Origin of the sequence: Tsukamurella sp. DT100, from assembly GCF_049844855.1 — a bacterium.
Taxonomy (GTDB): Bacteria; Actinomycetota; Actinomycetes; order Mycobacteriales; family Mycobacteriaceae; genus Tsukamurella.
In genome coordinates this window covers 332,837-346,914 of the sequence record NZ_JBNCLV010000001.1, presented here as the reverse complement: position 1 = coordinate 346,914, position 14,078 = coordinate 332,837, and the positions used below count along the sequence as shown (strand labels likewise).

14 protein-coding genes are annotated in these 14,078 nt (G+C 71.2%); 4 read left to right on the top strand and 10 right to left on the bottom strand.

Annotated elements, in window-relative coordinates; genetic code table 11:
* Positions 1-137: 137 nt before the first annotated feature.
* The 7 genes from ACLQ3K_RS01655 to ACLQ3K_RS01625 all read right to left on the bottom strand — a co-directional run bounded on the left by ACLQ3K_RS01655 (position 138) and on the right by ACLQ3K_RS01625 (position 7,720).
* The gene (locus ACLQ3K_RS01655; protein WP_224651900.1) at positions 138-1,646 is read right to left on the bottom strand and encodes an alpha-(1->6)-mannopyranosyltransferase A; all 1,509 of its coding nucleotides are present in this window, start codon (positions 1,644-1,646) and stop codon (positions 138-140) included.
* A gap of 28 nt (positions 1,647-1,674) precedes the next feature.
* A complete protein-coding gene (locus tag ACLQ3K_RS01650) occupies positions 1,675-2,622 on the bottom strand; it encodes a TIGR03564 family F420-dependent LLM class oxidoreductase (protein WP_224651897.1) in 948 nt (315 codons plus the stop codon).
* A 70-nt stretch (positions 2,623-2,692) separates the two neighbouring features.
* Positions 2,693-3,487: an ABC transporter ATP-binding protein gene (locus ACLQ3K_RS01645; protein WP_224651895.1), complete on the bottom strand. Its 795-nt coding sequence runs from the start codon at positions 3,485-3,487 to the stop codon at positions 2,693-2,695.
* The gene (locus ACLQ3K_RS01640; RefSeq protein WP_224651893.1) at positions 3,484-4,512 is read right to left on the bottom strand and encodes an iron chelate uptake ABC transporter family permease subunit; all 1,029 of its coding nucleotides are present in this window, start codon (positions 4,510-4,512) and stop codon (positions 3,484-3,486) included. The genes ACLQ3K_RS01645 and ACLQ3K_RS01640 overlap by 4 nt, the downstream gene beginning before the upstream one ends.
* Positions 4,499-5,425 (bottom strand): ABC transporter permease, encoded by a 927-nt coding sequence (locus ACLQ3K_RS01635; RefSeq protein ID WP_308011492.1) that lies wholly within the window; start codon positions 5,423-5,425, stop codon positions 4,499-4,501. The genes ACLQ3K_RS01640 and ACLQ3K_RS01635 overlap by 14 nt, the downstream gene beginning before the upstream one ends.
* A 92-nt stretch (positions 5,426-5,517) precedes the next feature.
* Entirely contained in the window at positions 5,518-6,510 is a 993-nt protein-coding gene (locus ACLQ3K_RS01630) for an ABC transporter substrate-binding protein (RefSeq protein WP_224651890.1), read from the bottom strand.
* 121 nt (positions 6,511-6,631) lie between these two features.
* Entirely contained in the window at positions 6,632-7,720 is a 1,089-nt protein-coding gene (locus ACLQ3K_RS01625; protein WP_224651888.1) for a polyprenyl synthetase family protein, read from the bottom strand.
* Positions 7,721-7,744: 24 nt separating this feature from the next.
* Between ACLQ3K_RS01625 and metF the strand changes: the two genes are divergently transcribed.
* Positions 7,745-8,677, top strand: a complete 933-nt coding sequence (gene metF, locus ACLQ3K_RS01620; RefSeq protein WP_224651886.1) for a methylenetetrahydrofolate reductase [NAD(P)H] — start codon at positions 7,745-7,747, stop codon at positions 8,675-8,677.
* On the opposite strand, the gene ACLQ3K_RS01615 is transcribed toward metF, so the two are convergent.
* The 3 genes from ACLQ3K_RS01615 to ACLQ3K_RS01605 are packed head-to-tail and all read right to left on the bottom strand — an operon-like array spanning position 8,674 to position 11,578.
* Complete coding sequence (locus ACLQ3K_RS01615) at positions 8,674-9,369, bottom strand: LppM family (lipo)protein (protein ID WP_224651884.1); 696 nt, start codon at positions 9,367-9,369, stop codon at positions 8,674-8,676. The genes metF and ACLQ3K_RS01615 overlap by 4 nt on opposite strands.
* Before the next feature lie 11 nt (positions 9,370-9,380).
* Positions 9,381-10,964, bottom strand: coding sequence for an NAD(P)/FAD-dependent oxidoreductase (locus ACLQ3K_RS01610; RefSeq protein ID WP_336671371.1), 1,584 nt, complete (start codon positions 10,962-10,964; stop codon positions 9,381-9,383).
* Positions 10,961-11,578, bottom strand: a complete 618-nt coding sequence (locus ACLQ3K_RS01605; protein ID WP_224651880.1) for a GNAT family N-acetyltransferase — start codon at positions 11,576-11,578, stop codon at positions 10,961-10,963. The genes ACLQ3K_RS01610 and ACLQ3K_RS01605 overlap by 4 nt, the downstream gene beginning before the upstream one ends.
* A 232-nt stretch (positions 11,579-11,810) precedes the next feature.
* Here ACLQ3K_RS01605 and ACLQ3K_RS01600 point away from each other — a divergent pair, with 232 nt between their 5' ends.
* From ACLQ3K_RS01600 to mraZ, 3 genes are all read left to right on the top strand, one after another.
* Entirely contained in the window at positions 11,811-12,224 is a 414-nt protein-coding gene (locus tag ACLQ3K_RS01600; RefSeq protein WP_425996498.1) for an SAV_6107 family HEPN domain-containing protein, read from the top strand.
* Positions 12,225-12,330: 106 nt separating this feature from the next.
* The gene (locus ACLQ3K_RS01595) at positions 12,331-12,741 is read left to right on the top strand and encodes a DUF3040 domain-containing protein (protein WP_224651877.1); all 411 of its coding nucleotides are present in this window, start codon (positions 12,331-12,333) and stop codon (positions 12,739-12,741) included.
* An 814-nt stretch (positions 12,742-13,555) separates the two neighbouring features.
* The gene (gene mraZ, locus ACLQ3K_RS01590) at positions 13,556-13,987 is read left to right on the top strand and encodes a division/cell wall cluster transcriptional repressor MraZ (RefSeq protein ID WP_068523171.1); all 432 of its coding nucleotides are present in this window, start codon (positions 13,556-13,558) and stop codon (positions 13,985-13,987) included.
* Positions 13,988-14,078 lie beyond the last annotated feature (91 nt).

Genomic DNA, 14,078 nt, shown 5'->3' with positions numbered 1-14,078 from the left:
ATAGCTCCACGTCATCGCGACGCTCTGACCTGCGCATTCGCGGTATGCCGCATAGCCCGTTCCAGGCGACACGTCACCACTTCCGGCTGGGCAGGTCCGTTCCTACGCCTGCCCGCCCGCTCTCGCGGAGCTCGCGCCTACACCGCGGGTGCGAGGCCGAGCTTCGGCCGCACCTTGAGCGGGTCAGGGCCCAGCAGGGACCAGCCGGCCAGCGCGCCCAGCGCCACGGCCAGCGCGACGTTCCACAGCGAGTACAGGCCGATGGACCCCGTGGGCATGAAGACCACCATGAGCCACACGGACAGGCCCGCGATGATCGCCAGCGTGCGCCGCGACCAGGTGAACGCGCCCGCCACCGCCAGCGGCCACGTGTAGTACCAGGGCAGCGACGCGGGGGAGAGCACGCACACGGCCAGCAGGCCCAGCAGGATGCCCATCACGTTGCGCCGCTCGTTCTGCCGGAACCGCCACCACAGCACCACCAGGGTGAGCGCGAGCAGAACGATGCCGAGGGCGCGGGTCACCACCAGGATCGGCGCCAGGTGCAGGTCCGTGAACGGGGCCGCGAGGAAGGCCGTGATCTGCGCGAGCGCGGTCGGCAGGGTGATGTAGTTGATGATCTTGATCGAGCCGGCGAGCGCCGTCATCCACCCCAGCCCGACGCCGGCGATGACGGTGAACGCCGCGAACAGCGCGACGAAGGCACCCACCGAGGCGGCCAGCACCGCGCCGAAGGCCTTCGCGGGCGATTCCTGCGGGTTCGTCTCGCGTCGGTGGTGGAACCAGATCCACACAACGAAGGGCAGTGCGATCGCCGCGGTGCCCTTGACGGCGACCGCGGTCACGATCACCGCGACCCCGAACAGGTGCCGCCGGTCGAGGACGAGCGCGATCCCGGCCACCATGAGGCCCACCATGAGCGTCTCGTTGTGCACGCCGCCCACGAGATGCACGACGACCAGCGGGTTGAGCACCGCGAACCACAGCGAGACGGCGGGTTTGGCGCCGAAGTGCCGGGCCAGCTTCGTCACGCCCCATACCGAGAGGGCGATGCCCGGGAGCATGGCGAGCCGCAGCGCGATGACCCCGGCGAGCACGTTGTCGCCGCACAGCTGCGTGATCCACTTGGCGATGAGGATGAACAGTGGGCCGTAGGGTGCGGTGGTCGTGGTCCAGATGCCGCTCACGTCGTCGAGCAGGCCGTTCGGGTTCACGACGGGGCCGTCCACGTACGGGTCGAAGCCGTCGCGCAGCAGCGCGCCCTGCGCGAGGTAGGAGTAGGCGTCGCGCGAGTACAGGGGGACGGCCACAAGTAGTGGCACGATCCACAGGGCGACGGTGCCGGCGACCTGCGGGACCTGCAGCCGGCCGCCCAGCGCGGCGCGGCCCAGCCGGATCCACGCGATCACCAGCAGCGCGATCCCCGTCCAGAACAGGATCGAGCTCAGCACCAGGCCGTGGCCGAAGCGCAGCCACGACAGGTGCGCCGCCTCGAGGGTGGTGTCGTGCACACGGATCGCGCCGGCGCCGAAGCTGCCCACGGTCGTCAGGACGGCGCCGACGAGCCCGAGCAGGGCGGGGCGCCCCTCGGGCGAGCGGAGGAACGTGCTGTAGCCGCGCAGCGCGGACTGAACTGATCCGGACATCCCCGCCAGTCTAGTGAAGGGCCGGGCGTCAGCCCGCGCTTCGGTCGCGGCTCAGCGCGCCCAGCAGGTTCCAGGTGCGGCGTTGATCTTCGGGGCCGCCGAGATCGGTCTGCGTGGCGAAGATCTCGGTGGCGCCCGCGTCGACGTACTCGCTCAGCCGCCGCCCGACGTACTCCTCGTCGCCGATGACGGCGAGCTCGATCGGGTGGGCGATCCCCTCCGCCCCGAACACCGATCGGTACGACGGCACCGTCGCGTAGAAGTCGAGGGCCGGCCGCACGGCGTCCCGGACCCGGTCTGCCTCGTCGGTCACCACGACGACCACCCCGGCCACCACTCGGCGCGGGGCGCCGCCGGAGCCCTGGAGCAGCCCGGGGACGATGCGCTCCGCGATGGTCCGCGGCCCCGTGAGGAACGGGATCGTGCCGTCCGCGAGCTCGCCCGCCGCACGCAGGGACTGCTCGCCCAGGGCCGCCACGAGGAGCCCGAAGCCACCGCCGCCCGCGATCGCCGACGGTGCCGCGGTGCGCGCGATCACCTGATCGCCGGCGTGGTCGACGACGCCCGTCGCGCGGAAGTCGTCGAGCACGGCGAGCGCCTCGCGGAGGTGACCGATCGGGCGGTCCACGCCGACGCCGAAGGTCGGCCGGTCGCGGTCGGGTCCGGCGACCCCGACGCCGAGCGTGAACCGGCCTCCGCTCGCGGCGTTCGCGGTCTGCGCCTGGCCGGCCAGCACGAGCGGGTGACGTGGACCCAGCGGCACCACCGAGGTGCCGACCCGCAGGCCCGGAACCTGCGCGCCGACCACGGCCGCGAGCGTCGGCGCGTCGTGGTCCTGGCGCTGACCGAACCACACCGCGGGCACGCCGAGCCCGTGCACGGTGCGCGCCTGGTCGACGATGTCGCCGACGTGGTCGACCGCGTCCGCGCGCTGCCACAGCGCGACGCCCACGTCGACGGGGAGCCTGGAGACCATGCCAGCAGCCTGCCCCCGTCGCGCGCCCGCCGCCAGGGTTGCGACCCCGCTGATCCTGGGGATCCCGCGGCTACAGCCCCGCGTACACGGCCACGGGGCCGCCCTCCAGGACGTGCACGGCGACGGGGGTCTCGAAGATCTCGGTGAGCAGCTCGCCGGTCATGATCTCCGACGGTGCGCCCGACGCCGCGATGGTGCCGTTCTTCAGCGCCACGATGCGGTCCGAGTAGGCGGCCGCGAAGTTCAGGTCGTGCACCACCAGGATGATCGTCTTGCCCAGCTCGTCGGCCGCGCGGCGCAGGCGCCGCATCATGCCCACCTGGTGGCGCATGTCGAGGTTGTTGAGCGGCTCGTCGAGCAGGATCACGTCGGTGTCCTGCGCGAGGGTCATCGCGACGTAGGCGCGCTGGCGCTGGCCGCCCGAGAGCTCGTCGAGGAAGCGGTCCGAGAGCTCCGTCAGCCCCAGGAAGCCCAGGGCCTCGTCGACGTGCCGCACGTCCTCCGCCGTCATCCGGCCGCGGCTGTGCGGGAACCTGCCGAAGGCGACGAGGTCGCGCACCGTCAGGCGGGCGTTGACGCCGTTCTCCTGCCGGAGGATGGCGAGCTTGCGCGCTACCTCCGTCGGCTTCATGGTGCGGATGTCGGTGCCCTCGAGCAGCGCCGTGCCGGAGTCCGGCGTCAGCAGGCGGCCGAGGATGGTGAGCAGCGTCGACTTCCCGGCGCCGTTGGGCCCGACGAGCGCCGTGACGCCGCCGCGGGTGAACTCTCCGGAGACCGGGCCCAGCACGACGGTCTCGGCGTACGTCTTGGTGAGGTCCGTGAACGCGATCGCCGGGATCGTCTCGGTCAGATTCTGGGTGGTCACATCGTCCCCCTTCGGCGGAACAGCATGGCGAGGAACAGGATTCCGCCGACGAACTCGATGATCACCGTGAGCATCCCGTTGGCGTAGAAGATGTTGTGCAGGATGAACTGCCCGCCGGCGAGCAGGATCACGCCGAGCAGGAAGGCCATCGGCAGCGTCGCGCGGTGCCGCCAGTCGCCGGCCAGCTGGTAGGCGAGCGTGGCGATGATGAAGCCGAAGAACATCATCGGGCCGACGAGCGCGGTGCTGATCGACACCAGGACGGCGATGAGGACCAGCGCCAGCGTGAGCTCGCGCTGGTGGTTCACCCCCAGGCCCATCGCGGGATCGCGGCCCAGCAGCAGCACGTCGAGCACGCGGCGTCGCCGCCAGACGATGACGCCCACCACGATGCAGGTGACGGCGGCGATCGGCAGCAGGTCCGCGTTCACCGCGGTGAGCCGGCCGTACAGCTTGATCGAGAGCGCGTCGAACTCGGTGGGGGAGAGCAGGCGCTGCAGGAACTCGGCGAAGGCGCGGAAGGCAAGGCCCAGCACGACGCCCGCGAGGAGCAGCAGGAACAGGCTCGCGAAGCGGCCTGAGAACAGCCAGCCGTAGAGCACGGCGGCGAACATCACCATGGCCGCGGTCTGGGCGACGAACTGCGGCACCGAATCCCCGTTGTCGACGAACTTGCCGCCCACGATGTACACGCCCACCGTCTGGATCAGCACGTACAGCGAGTCCAGCCCGATGATCTGCGGCGTCAGGATCCGGTTGTGCGTCACGGTGTGGAAGAGCACCGTCGAGAGGGCGCCGCAGAAGGCGGCGATGAGGATGGCGGTGGCGGTGCGCAGGCGCCGCTCGAACGACAGCCCGAACTGGAAGTCCCAGCGCAGCACGTCGTCCGCGCCGGTGCGCATCAGCAGGTAGACGGCGAGGCACGCCGTGGCGAGCGTGGCGGCGATCGCCATCCGGGCGCGCCAGCCCACGCGGCTCGTACTCCCGGCCACCGCGGGGGCCGAGACGGCCTCAGAGAGCGACACGGTTCCTCCTCGTGAGCAGGATGGACAGGAACGTGACGGCGCCGACCACGCCCATGATCACGGACACGGGGATCTCCATGGGGCGCACCACGACCCGGCCGATGAGGTCGCAGCCCACGATGAGGACGGTGGCGAGCACGGCCACCCAGGGGAGTCCGCTGCGCACGTCGTCGCCGCGCAGCGCGCTGATGATGTTCGGCACCACGAGGCCGAGGAACGGGATGAAGCCGACGACCACGCTGGTGACGCCGGAGGCCAGCGCCACCATGGTGACGCCGATGCCCATCGTGAGCCCGTAGCGCAGCCCGAGCGACGTCGCCACGTCCTTGCCGAGCCCCGCGATGGTGAAGTAGTTCGCCAACAGGAAGGTCGCCACGGCGATGATCGCGACGGCCCACAGCGGCTCGTAGAAGCCGCGCACGATGTGCGCGAAACCGCCGGAGCGCCAGCTCACCACGGCCTGCAACAGGTTGGCGCCGATCGCCAGATAGGTGGTGATGGCGCTGACCACGGCGCCCAGCATGAGGCCCACCAGCGGCACGATCGCGGAGCGCCGGGCCCGGATCCGGGAGATGAAGCCGAGGAAGACGAGGGTGCCGAGGAACGCGGTCGCCGTGGCGGCGATCATCCGGACCATCGGCGATGCGCCGGGGATGTAGAGCATGCACAGCAGCACGCCCAGGCCCGCCCACTCGGCGGTGCCGGCGGTGGTCGGCTCGACGAACCGGTTCTGCGTGAGCCGCTGCATGATCACGCCGGAGAAGCTCATCGCGAGGCCCGCGAAGACCAGGGCCGCGGTGCGGGGGACGCGGGAGATGAAGAACATGCGCCACATCTCGTCGTCGCCGGCGAGGAGTCCGGCGAGGGTGATGTGGTACTCGCCGGTCATCAGCGAGGCGAACAGCAGTGCCACGCACGCGAGTGCGAGCAGGGGGAGCGTGACGCGACCCAGGCGGGTCCCCTTCCGGGGACCCGCCTGGGGAGGTGCGTCGGTGTGCGTCGCCGTCACTTCTTCGCGGCGATGGCCTCGGCCAGCTTGGCGTAGTTCTCGCCGTAGTCCTGGATGCCCTCGCGGATGTAGAAGTCGTTGTCCAGGTAGAAGATCCGGTCCTTCTGCTGGAACTCCACATTCGCGAAGGCCTGCTGCGCCTTGAAGGTCTCGGCCGCGGTCTGCGGCTTGCTGCCGTCGGTCGGCGGGACGGCGGCGTCACGGTCCATGACGATGACCCACTGCGGGTTCGCCTGGGCGATGGCCTCGGGCGTGAGGCCCGAGTTGGTGTGATGGTCGCCGGCCTGGCCGCCGAAGACGTCCTTGAGGTTCAGCGGGGCGATGAAGGGCTGCATGCGCTTGGCGCCGTTGTCGATCTTGCCGCCGTTGACGATCGAGAGGAAGACGCTCTGGCCGGTGGCCTGCGCCTTCGCCGCGTCGAGGCTCTTGTCGAAGTCGGCGACGATCTGCTTCGCCTGCTCGTCCTTGCCGAAGATCTTGCCCAGGGTGATCGTCGAATCGCGCATGGTCTCGACGCGGCCCTTGGGCGCGCCGTCCTCGGCGGCGATGTCGATGAAGGCGGCGCCGGTCTTCTCGGCGATCTTCTTGATGTCGCCCTCCGCCTTGGCGAACCGGTAGCCGCCGATGATCAGGTCGGGCTTGACGTCCTCGATGACGTCCAGCTTCGGCTCCGCGTGGGTACCCGTGTCCTTGATGTCCGCGTTGGAGATCCAGTCGCCCAGCACGCTCTTGGCGAACAGGCCCTTGGGGATCGCGACGGGGGTCACGCCCATGGCCTTGACGGTCTCCGCGCTCGTGTTGTCGAGGACGACGACCCGCTTCGGGTTCTTGGGGACCTGCACCTCGCCCTTGTTGGTGCTGACGGTGATCTTCTCGCCGGCGGCGGGCTTGTCCTCATCGGCGCTGGTGGTGGAGCAGCCGGCGAAGACGAGGCCGGTCGCCATCAGCGCGGCCGCGACGGGCGCGGCCTTGCGGAAGCGGGTGAACATGCGGGGTGACTCCTTCTCGTACTTGCTGCAAGACGGGCACCGTAAGCCATCAGTAAAGAGGCTTAGGTAAACGGAACCATACCCAGGGGTGGCTAGGTTTGCCTAACCCTGCTGACCGCGATCAGGCCGCGCGGTCGACGAGGACCGCCGCGAGCCGGGCCAGGACGGGCCGCGCACCGTCGTCGATGGGCGCCTCCGCCAGGGCGGACGTGGCCCGGGCCGTGAGCTCCTCCACCCGCGCCTGCATGGCCGACGGTGCCCCCGTCTCCCGCAGGGCGGCCCGGGCACGCTCGACGCCCGCGTCGTCGAGGTTGGTGCCGACGAGGGCGCGCAGCTCGGCCGCGGCGGCGCCGCCGGTCGCGAGGGCGTGCGCGAGCATGGGGGTGTGCTTGCCGGAGCGCAGGTCGTCGCCCGAGGGCTTGCCCGTGACGGCCGGGTCGCCGAAGGCTCCCAGCAGGTCGTCGCGCAGCTGGAAGGCGACGCCCAGGTCGACGCCGATCTCCCGCAGCGCCGCGATCGTCGCGTCGGACGCCCCGGCCAGCGCCGCGCCCACGTGCAGCGGCCGCTCCACCGTGTAGCCGGCGGTCTTGAACCGGACCACGCGCTCCGCGGCCTCCTCCGACTCGTCCCGCGAGGCCTCGCTGACGATGTCGAGCAGCTGGCCGCCGAGCACCTCGGTGCGCATCGCCGCCCACGCGCGCGCGGCCCGCAGGTAGCGCTCGGGGGCCAGGCCGGCGCCGAGGAACATGTCGTCGGCCCAGGCCAGCGCCAGGTCGCCCAGGAGGATCGCCGTCGCCTCGCCGAACTTCTCCGACGAGCCCGACCAGCCCCGCTCGGCGTGCAGCTGGGCGAACTCGCGGTGCGTCGTCGGGAAGCCGCGCCGGGTCAGCGAGGCGTCGATGATGTCGTCGTGGATGAGGGCGCACGCCTGCACGAACTCCAGCGACGCGCACGCCCGGAGCGCGGCCCGGGCGACGTCACCGTCGGCCTCCCCGCCGCCCGCCAGCCACCCCGCCCAGGCGAACGCGGGCCTAATACGCTTACCGCCGCGCAAAACGAAGCGCTCCAGCCCCGCGGTGGTCTCCACGAACACCGGGCCGACGGGTTCGACCAGGTCACGGCGCTCGTCGAGGAAGGATTCGAGGGCCGGCTGCACGGCCGCCGCGATGTCCGTCAGGGAGGTCTGGGGCGGGGCGACGGGCAGCGTCATACCTGGAAACCTATTCTTAAGGGCGTGAGTGAACAAAGCCGGACCGTACTCGACCGACTCGACGCCGTGCGCGCGAGCGGCCGAATGCCGTTCTCGGTCGAGTTCATGCCGCCGCGCGACGAGGAGGGCGAGGCCCGGCTGTGGCGCGCCGTCCGTACCTTCGAGCGGATGGACCCGGCGTTCGTCTCGATGACCTACGGCGCGGGCGGCTCGACGCGCGACCGCACCGTCCGCGTGACCGGCGAGATCGCGGAGACCACCACGCTGCTGCCGGTGGCGCACCTGACCGCCGTGAACCACAGCATCTCGGAGCTGCGCGCCCTCATGGGCTCGTACGCGGACCGCGACGTGCGCAACGTGCTCGTGCTGCGCGGCGACCCGCCCGGCGATCCGATGGGCAAGTGGGTGCGGCACCCCGAGGGGCTCAAGTACGCCAGCGAGGTCGTCGAGCTGGTGCGCGAGCTGGGCGACTTCCACGTGGGCGTGGCCGCCTTCCCGGAGGGGCACCACCGCTCGCCCGACCTGGACACCGACGTGCGGTACTTCGCGAACAAGCTGCGCGCGGGCGCCGACTACTCGATCACCCAGATGTTCTTCGACGTCGACGACTACCTGCGGCTGCGCGACGCCGTGGTGGCCGCCGACCCGGAGCAGGGCGCGAAGCCGCTGATCCCCGGGATCATGCCGATCACGTCGTTGAAGTCGGTGGTCCGCATGGCCGAGCTGTCGAACGCGAAGATCCCCGACGCGATGCGCGCCGAGCTGCGCGCCGCCGCGGGCGACGGGCCCGAGGAGGACCGCGCCGCCGTGCGCGCCGTCGGCATCGACATCGCCACCCGGATGGGGGAGCGGCTCATCGCCGAGGGCGCCCCGGCGCTGCACTTCTGCACCCTGAACTTCGCGAAGGCCACCTCCGAGGTGCTCGAGAACCTCGGGATGCTGCCGGTCGGCGTCTAGCGGTTGAGCTTCTCCCGCAGCCACTGGGGCAGCTCGATGAGCGACTCGGGCTCGTCGGACTCCTGACCGGGCTTCGGGCTGCGGTCGCGGCGCACGTAGGCGGCGCCGGCGACGATCGCGGCGGCGAGGAACGAGGTCAGGGCGGTGATCCACGCCCACGTGGTGAACGAGGCGATCGACGGGTCGGCGTACTCGGCCTCGGCGGTCAGCGCCGCGGACGTGCCGGCGTTGAGCGTCCAGGTCACCAGGTCGTCGGCCTCCTGTTGGCCGTTCGTGGCGGTCACCGGGCCGGGGAACTGCAGTTGGACGACGATGACCGCGGAGTTCGGCGCGAGCGACGACAGGTCGGCCGTGCCGGAGAGGATCACCGTGCCGCCGGTGCGCTGCACCCGCATCTTGATCGATGCCGCCGACGTGTCGAACGCCTGCGAGACCACGTCGCCGACCTGATTGAACTGGCCGAAGGTGATCTCCTGGAAGATCATCTGCGTTCCGACCTTGCCGTTCGAGTCGTACGCCTTGACCTCCGCGAGGCCCTTCAGCTCGCCCGGCGCCGCGATCTGCGGGCCCTGCGGGTTCGACGCCGGCGTCTGCGCGGCGACGATCTTGCCGGACATCCGGTCGCCCTTGCCGGGGCCGGCGCACGCCGCGGGGGCGGCGACCAGCAGCAGGACCGCCAGGGCAGCGAGCATCCTTCGGAGTATCACGGTCGCCATCGTGCCAGGTGTCCCAGGTCGCGGGCGAGCAGCCGCGCCGCGATCCGCCCGCTCGATCCGTTCACGCCGCCGCCCGGATGCATCGACGCGCCCGCCAGCGCCAGGCCCGGCGCGCCCGGCACGCGGCCGCCCGCCAGCTCGGGGACCGGCCGGAACAGCAGCATGTTGTGCAGCGCCATCTCCACGTGCATGACGTTCCCGCCGAGCAGCCCGAGCTCCGACTCGAGGCTCGCCGGGGTCTGCACGAAGCGGTGCTCGATCGAGTCGGCGAAGCCGGGCGCCCAGCGCTGCGTCTCGGCGACGATCCGGTCGGCCTCCGCCTCCGCGACGGCGGCCCACTCCTGCCCGCCGCTCAAGGCGTACGGGTACCACTGCGCCCACAGCGTGGTGTTGTGCCGGCCCGCCGGGGCGATGGACGGGTCGAGACCCGAGAAGGTCATCGCCAGCACCGCCGGCCGACGGGGTGCGTCGCCGGCCAGCATGTCGCCGCGGGCGCGCGCCAGGTGCCCGCGGTCGGCGGTCAGCAGGCCCAGCCCGGACTGGTCGGCGAGCTGCACCCCGTCGAAGGCGGGCGGCGCCGTGGTTCCCAGCCGCAGCACCATCCCCACGCCGGGGCCGACCTGGATGGTGCGGCGCCAGCCGGCGATCCGTCCGGCGTCGTAGCCGCCGCGCTCCAGCAGGCCGAGGGTGGTCAGGACGTGGCAGCCCGCGAGCACGGTGCGGGCCCGGACGGTCCGCGCACCGTCGGGCCCGCCGACGGTGACCTCCCACTCCCGGCCCGCACGGCGCAGGGCGGTGACGGGGGAGCCCAGCGCGACGGTGGCCCCGTCGGACGTCAGGCGGGAGAGGAGGGCGGCGGTGAGCGCGCCGCTGCCGCCGACCGCCCGGCCCGGCGGGAGGGTGTGCAGGAGGGCGGCGAAGCCGATCATGGGCGCGGTGCCGGGCTCGCTCATCGCGGGGCCGGACTGGGCGCCGAACCAGGCGAGCGCGGCCTTGAGGCGCTCGTCGTCGAAGTACTCGTCCAGCAGCTGATCGCCCGAGGCGAGGTAGGTGCGCGACATCTGTGTGAGGCTCGCGCGCCCCTTCGTGGGCCAGAACGCGCGGCCCAGCCGCGGGGCCGTGGGGGAGGAGCCGAAGGCGGCCATGGTCGCCTTCGCCCGGGGCGTCCACTCCGCGACGAACCGACGGTACGCCGCCGCCTCCCGGGCGCCGCAGGCCGCGGCGATGGACTCGGCGGTGGCGCCGAGGTCCCGCCGGAAGACGATCGGCGGGGCCAGCGTTCCGGGCGGGGTGGGCGCGAAGGCCCACGGGTCGCAGTCCAGGTAGCGCAGCCCGTGCGCCGCGAGGTCGAGCTCCTCCGCGATGCCGGTGTGCCGGAACATCAGGTGCGCCGACGAGCCGCGGTCCACGCGGTAGCCCGGGAACCGTTCGACGGTGCTGACCGCCCCGCCCGGCACGACATCGGCCTCGAAGACGGCCACGGACCGGCCCTGCGCCGCGAGGTACGCGGCGCCGACCAGCGCGTTGTGGCCGGACCCGACGACGGCGACGTCGACTTCGCGCGCGCTCACCGTGCCGGCGGCGGGGTGAAGGGCAGGTCGTGGCCCAGGACGGCGAACGGCCGCGGGTCTCCGGAGAAGCGGAAGTCGCGGAGCACGTCGTAGAAGCCGGTGCGGCGGTAGAGCCGCCAGGCGCGGTTCTGCTCGGCGGCCACCTCGGGGGTGGAGAGCAGGACCCGCGGCTCGGGCCGGTCGGCGAGCAGGGCGCCGAGCAGGGCCGAGCCGACGCCGTGCCCCTGCGCCGCGGGGTGCACGTGCAGCTCGGTGAGCTCGAAGTAGTCGGCGGCCACCGCCTCGATCTGCTGCTGCGTCAGCCCGCGCCTACCCAGCCCCACGCGGAGCTGCCGGTTCCACCACTGATCGCCCGCGCCGCTGTAGCCGTAGGCGATGCCCACCAGGTGGTCGACGATGCGGCCGTCCTCGGTGCGGAGCGCCTGGACCGCGCCGAACGCGGCGTAGCCGGGCCGGTTCAGGTGCTCGCGCCACATGGGAAGACGGTGCGATTCCGTGCCGGCCGGGTAGTCCATCGCGGCCACGTAGATCTGCAGGGCGGCGGGCAGCCACAGCGTGGCGTCCTGCGGCGACAGGACGTGGATCCGTGGTTGCTGCGTCGGCACTGCGGTCACGGCTTCCTCTCCCTTGACGTCTCGCACACTCACGCTATATTAGAGGTGATCGAATGATTGTTCGATCACGGACCATCGGATTGGCGCACACGTTCTGGCGCCGGGGCTTCGGTCGCCGATCCCGGTCCGCCGGGCGGGACTGGCGCGGAACGAGGGAAGCGTTACGTGTCAGTCCCGTCCGGTACAACTCGCGGTAACAGGGTGAGAAGGCCCACGGAGCAGGAGGAAGGTCATGGTCGAATCGAAGGCACGGATCGGTCACGTCGGTTCCGGTCGTCGCATGGGTGAGTCGGGCGCGGCCCGCATCCTCGATCGCGCGGACCAGTTCCTCGCCCGGGCCGGCGGCTCGCCGTCCCCGGCCGATCAGTACCGCGATATCTACCACGCCGCCCTGCGCGGCGCGGCCGCCCTGCTGGCCGAGCGGGAGACCGGTGTCCGGCGCCCCACGCGCAACGCCTGGCTTCGGCTCGCCAAGGCGGCCCCCGGCTACGCGGAGTGGGTCGCCTACTTCACGTCGGTCTCCGGGGTCGTCGCGGCGCTCGAGACCACGGCCCGCTCGGTGAGCGCCGAGGAGGTCGCGGTTCTCCACGGTCGCGTGCAGACCTTCCTGAATTCCGTCGAAGCGGATCTGTGCCGGGCTGCATGATTTCTCACAGCGAACGCTCATTCTTCGACGGATGGTGGTCGTGGGGTCGCAAGCCTCGTATCATGAAGGGAGGAGTTGGACCCCATGAGTGCTGAAGGAGGGGAACGTGCCACTCTCCGAGCACGAGCAGCGCATGCTCGACCAGATCGAGAGCGCGCTGTACGCAGAGGATCCGAAGTTCGCGTCGAACGTACGAGGCGGACGGTTCGGTGGCGCTTCGGGTAAGCGCCGCGTCATCGCCGCGATCGGCTTCGCGGTCGGATTGATGCTGCTCATCGCCGGGATGCTGCTGGGCAAGGTCGAGTACACCGTGATCGTCGGCCTCATCGGCTTCCTGCTGATGTTCGGTTCCGTGATCTACGCGCTGTGGTCCGGGCCGGCGTCCAAGGGCCCCCGCGGCACCGTCGATGAGGACGGATCCGTCCGCGCCCGATCGGGACGTGGTCGAGGCGCCCGCGCCTCCGGTCAGTCCTTCGTCGCCCGCATGGAAGAGCGTTTCCGCCGCCGCTTCCCCTGAGTTCGCAACGCTGAAAGAGCCGCCGACCTGATGGTCGGCGGCTTTTTCGTTGCGCTGTGAGCGAAATCAGCGACCGCGCCGCCGTGATCGCCTCGCGGAGTCCGCGCCGCAGCGGTCCGGCCCCGCCGGGCGCTCTGGCCGCGCCGTGTGCAGCGTGCGTGCGCCAGCCGTCGCCTCCGTAGTCGTTGCCGGCTCCTCGGCGAGGATCTGACACTCCCGCGGGCGTTTCTGTCTCGTCATGCCGCTGCAACGCAATGACGAGGCAGAAACACCCGCGGGAGCGGGAGTGATCCGATCGCGGGAGGAGCGTCGTAGCTCAGCCGCTCAGCCGCTCGGCCGACCGCGCAGCCGCTGTTCCGCCGGCAGCTCCGCCCGCCGGCCCGCTGTGAATCCACGGCTCACACGCACACGAGACCGAATCCGGTCTCGTGTGCGTGTGAGCCGTGGATTCACGGATCGGCCCGCGCTCCAGCGTCCCGGCGGGCCGCACCCCACTTCTCCCCACCCCGATTCCCCACATCTCCCCACGGCCCGCCCGCGGGTGATTTCTCATGCCTCATGAGTCCCAGCAGTCGCGCAGATCGCGCGCGATCTCGCGGGTGTGATGAAGTCCGCCACGCCGGGGCGCGCCGCGTCCCCCACTTCTTGCCACGCGACTGACCTGCGCTGTTTCTGAGAATCCGCCGCGAAACGCGCTGCGATGTGGTTGAAAGTGGTGAATGGTGGGGTAATGTGGGGCGCACTGGAGAAAGACGCGCTAGTCTGAAGTCTCGATCCAGTGACAACCCCTCGGGGTAGGCGGGAGGTGGCCGTGATGTTCACGGGTACCTACACGCCGAAGCTCGATGACAAGGGACGGCTCACCCTCCCCGCGAAGTACCGCGAGGAACTGGCGGGTGGGCTGACGATCACGAAAGGACAGGATCGAAGCCTCACGGTGTACCCGAAGGCGGAGTTCGAGCGCATCGCCGAGAAGGCGGATGCCATCGAATGGACCGACCCCGCGGGACGCGCCTTCTACCGCAACTTCTTCGCCAGCTCGGACGATCAGCGTCCCGACTCCCAGGGTCGGATCTCGCTCTCGGCCGATCACCGTCGCTACGCAGGCCTGACCAAGGAATGCGTCGTCGTCGGATCGCGGAGGTTCCTGGAGATCTGGGACGCGGAGGCGTGGGAGCACTACCAGGCACAGCACGAAGACGACTACGCACAGCCGCAGTCCGAATCGCTCAAGGCGATCTTCTGACAACCGCGCACTCGCGCGGCCCGGTCGAGGTGGACCGAGGCCTGCGCCCGAACCGGCCCTGACGTACTTCCCCAACGCCAGGTACGGGTCG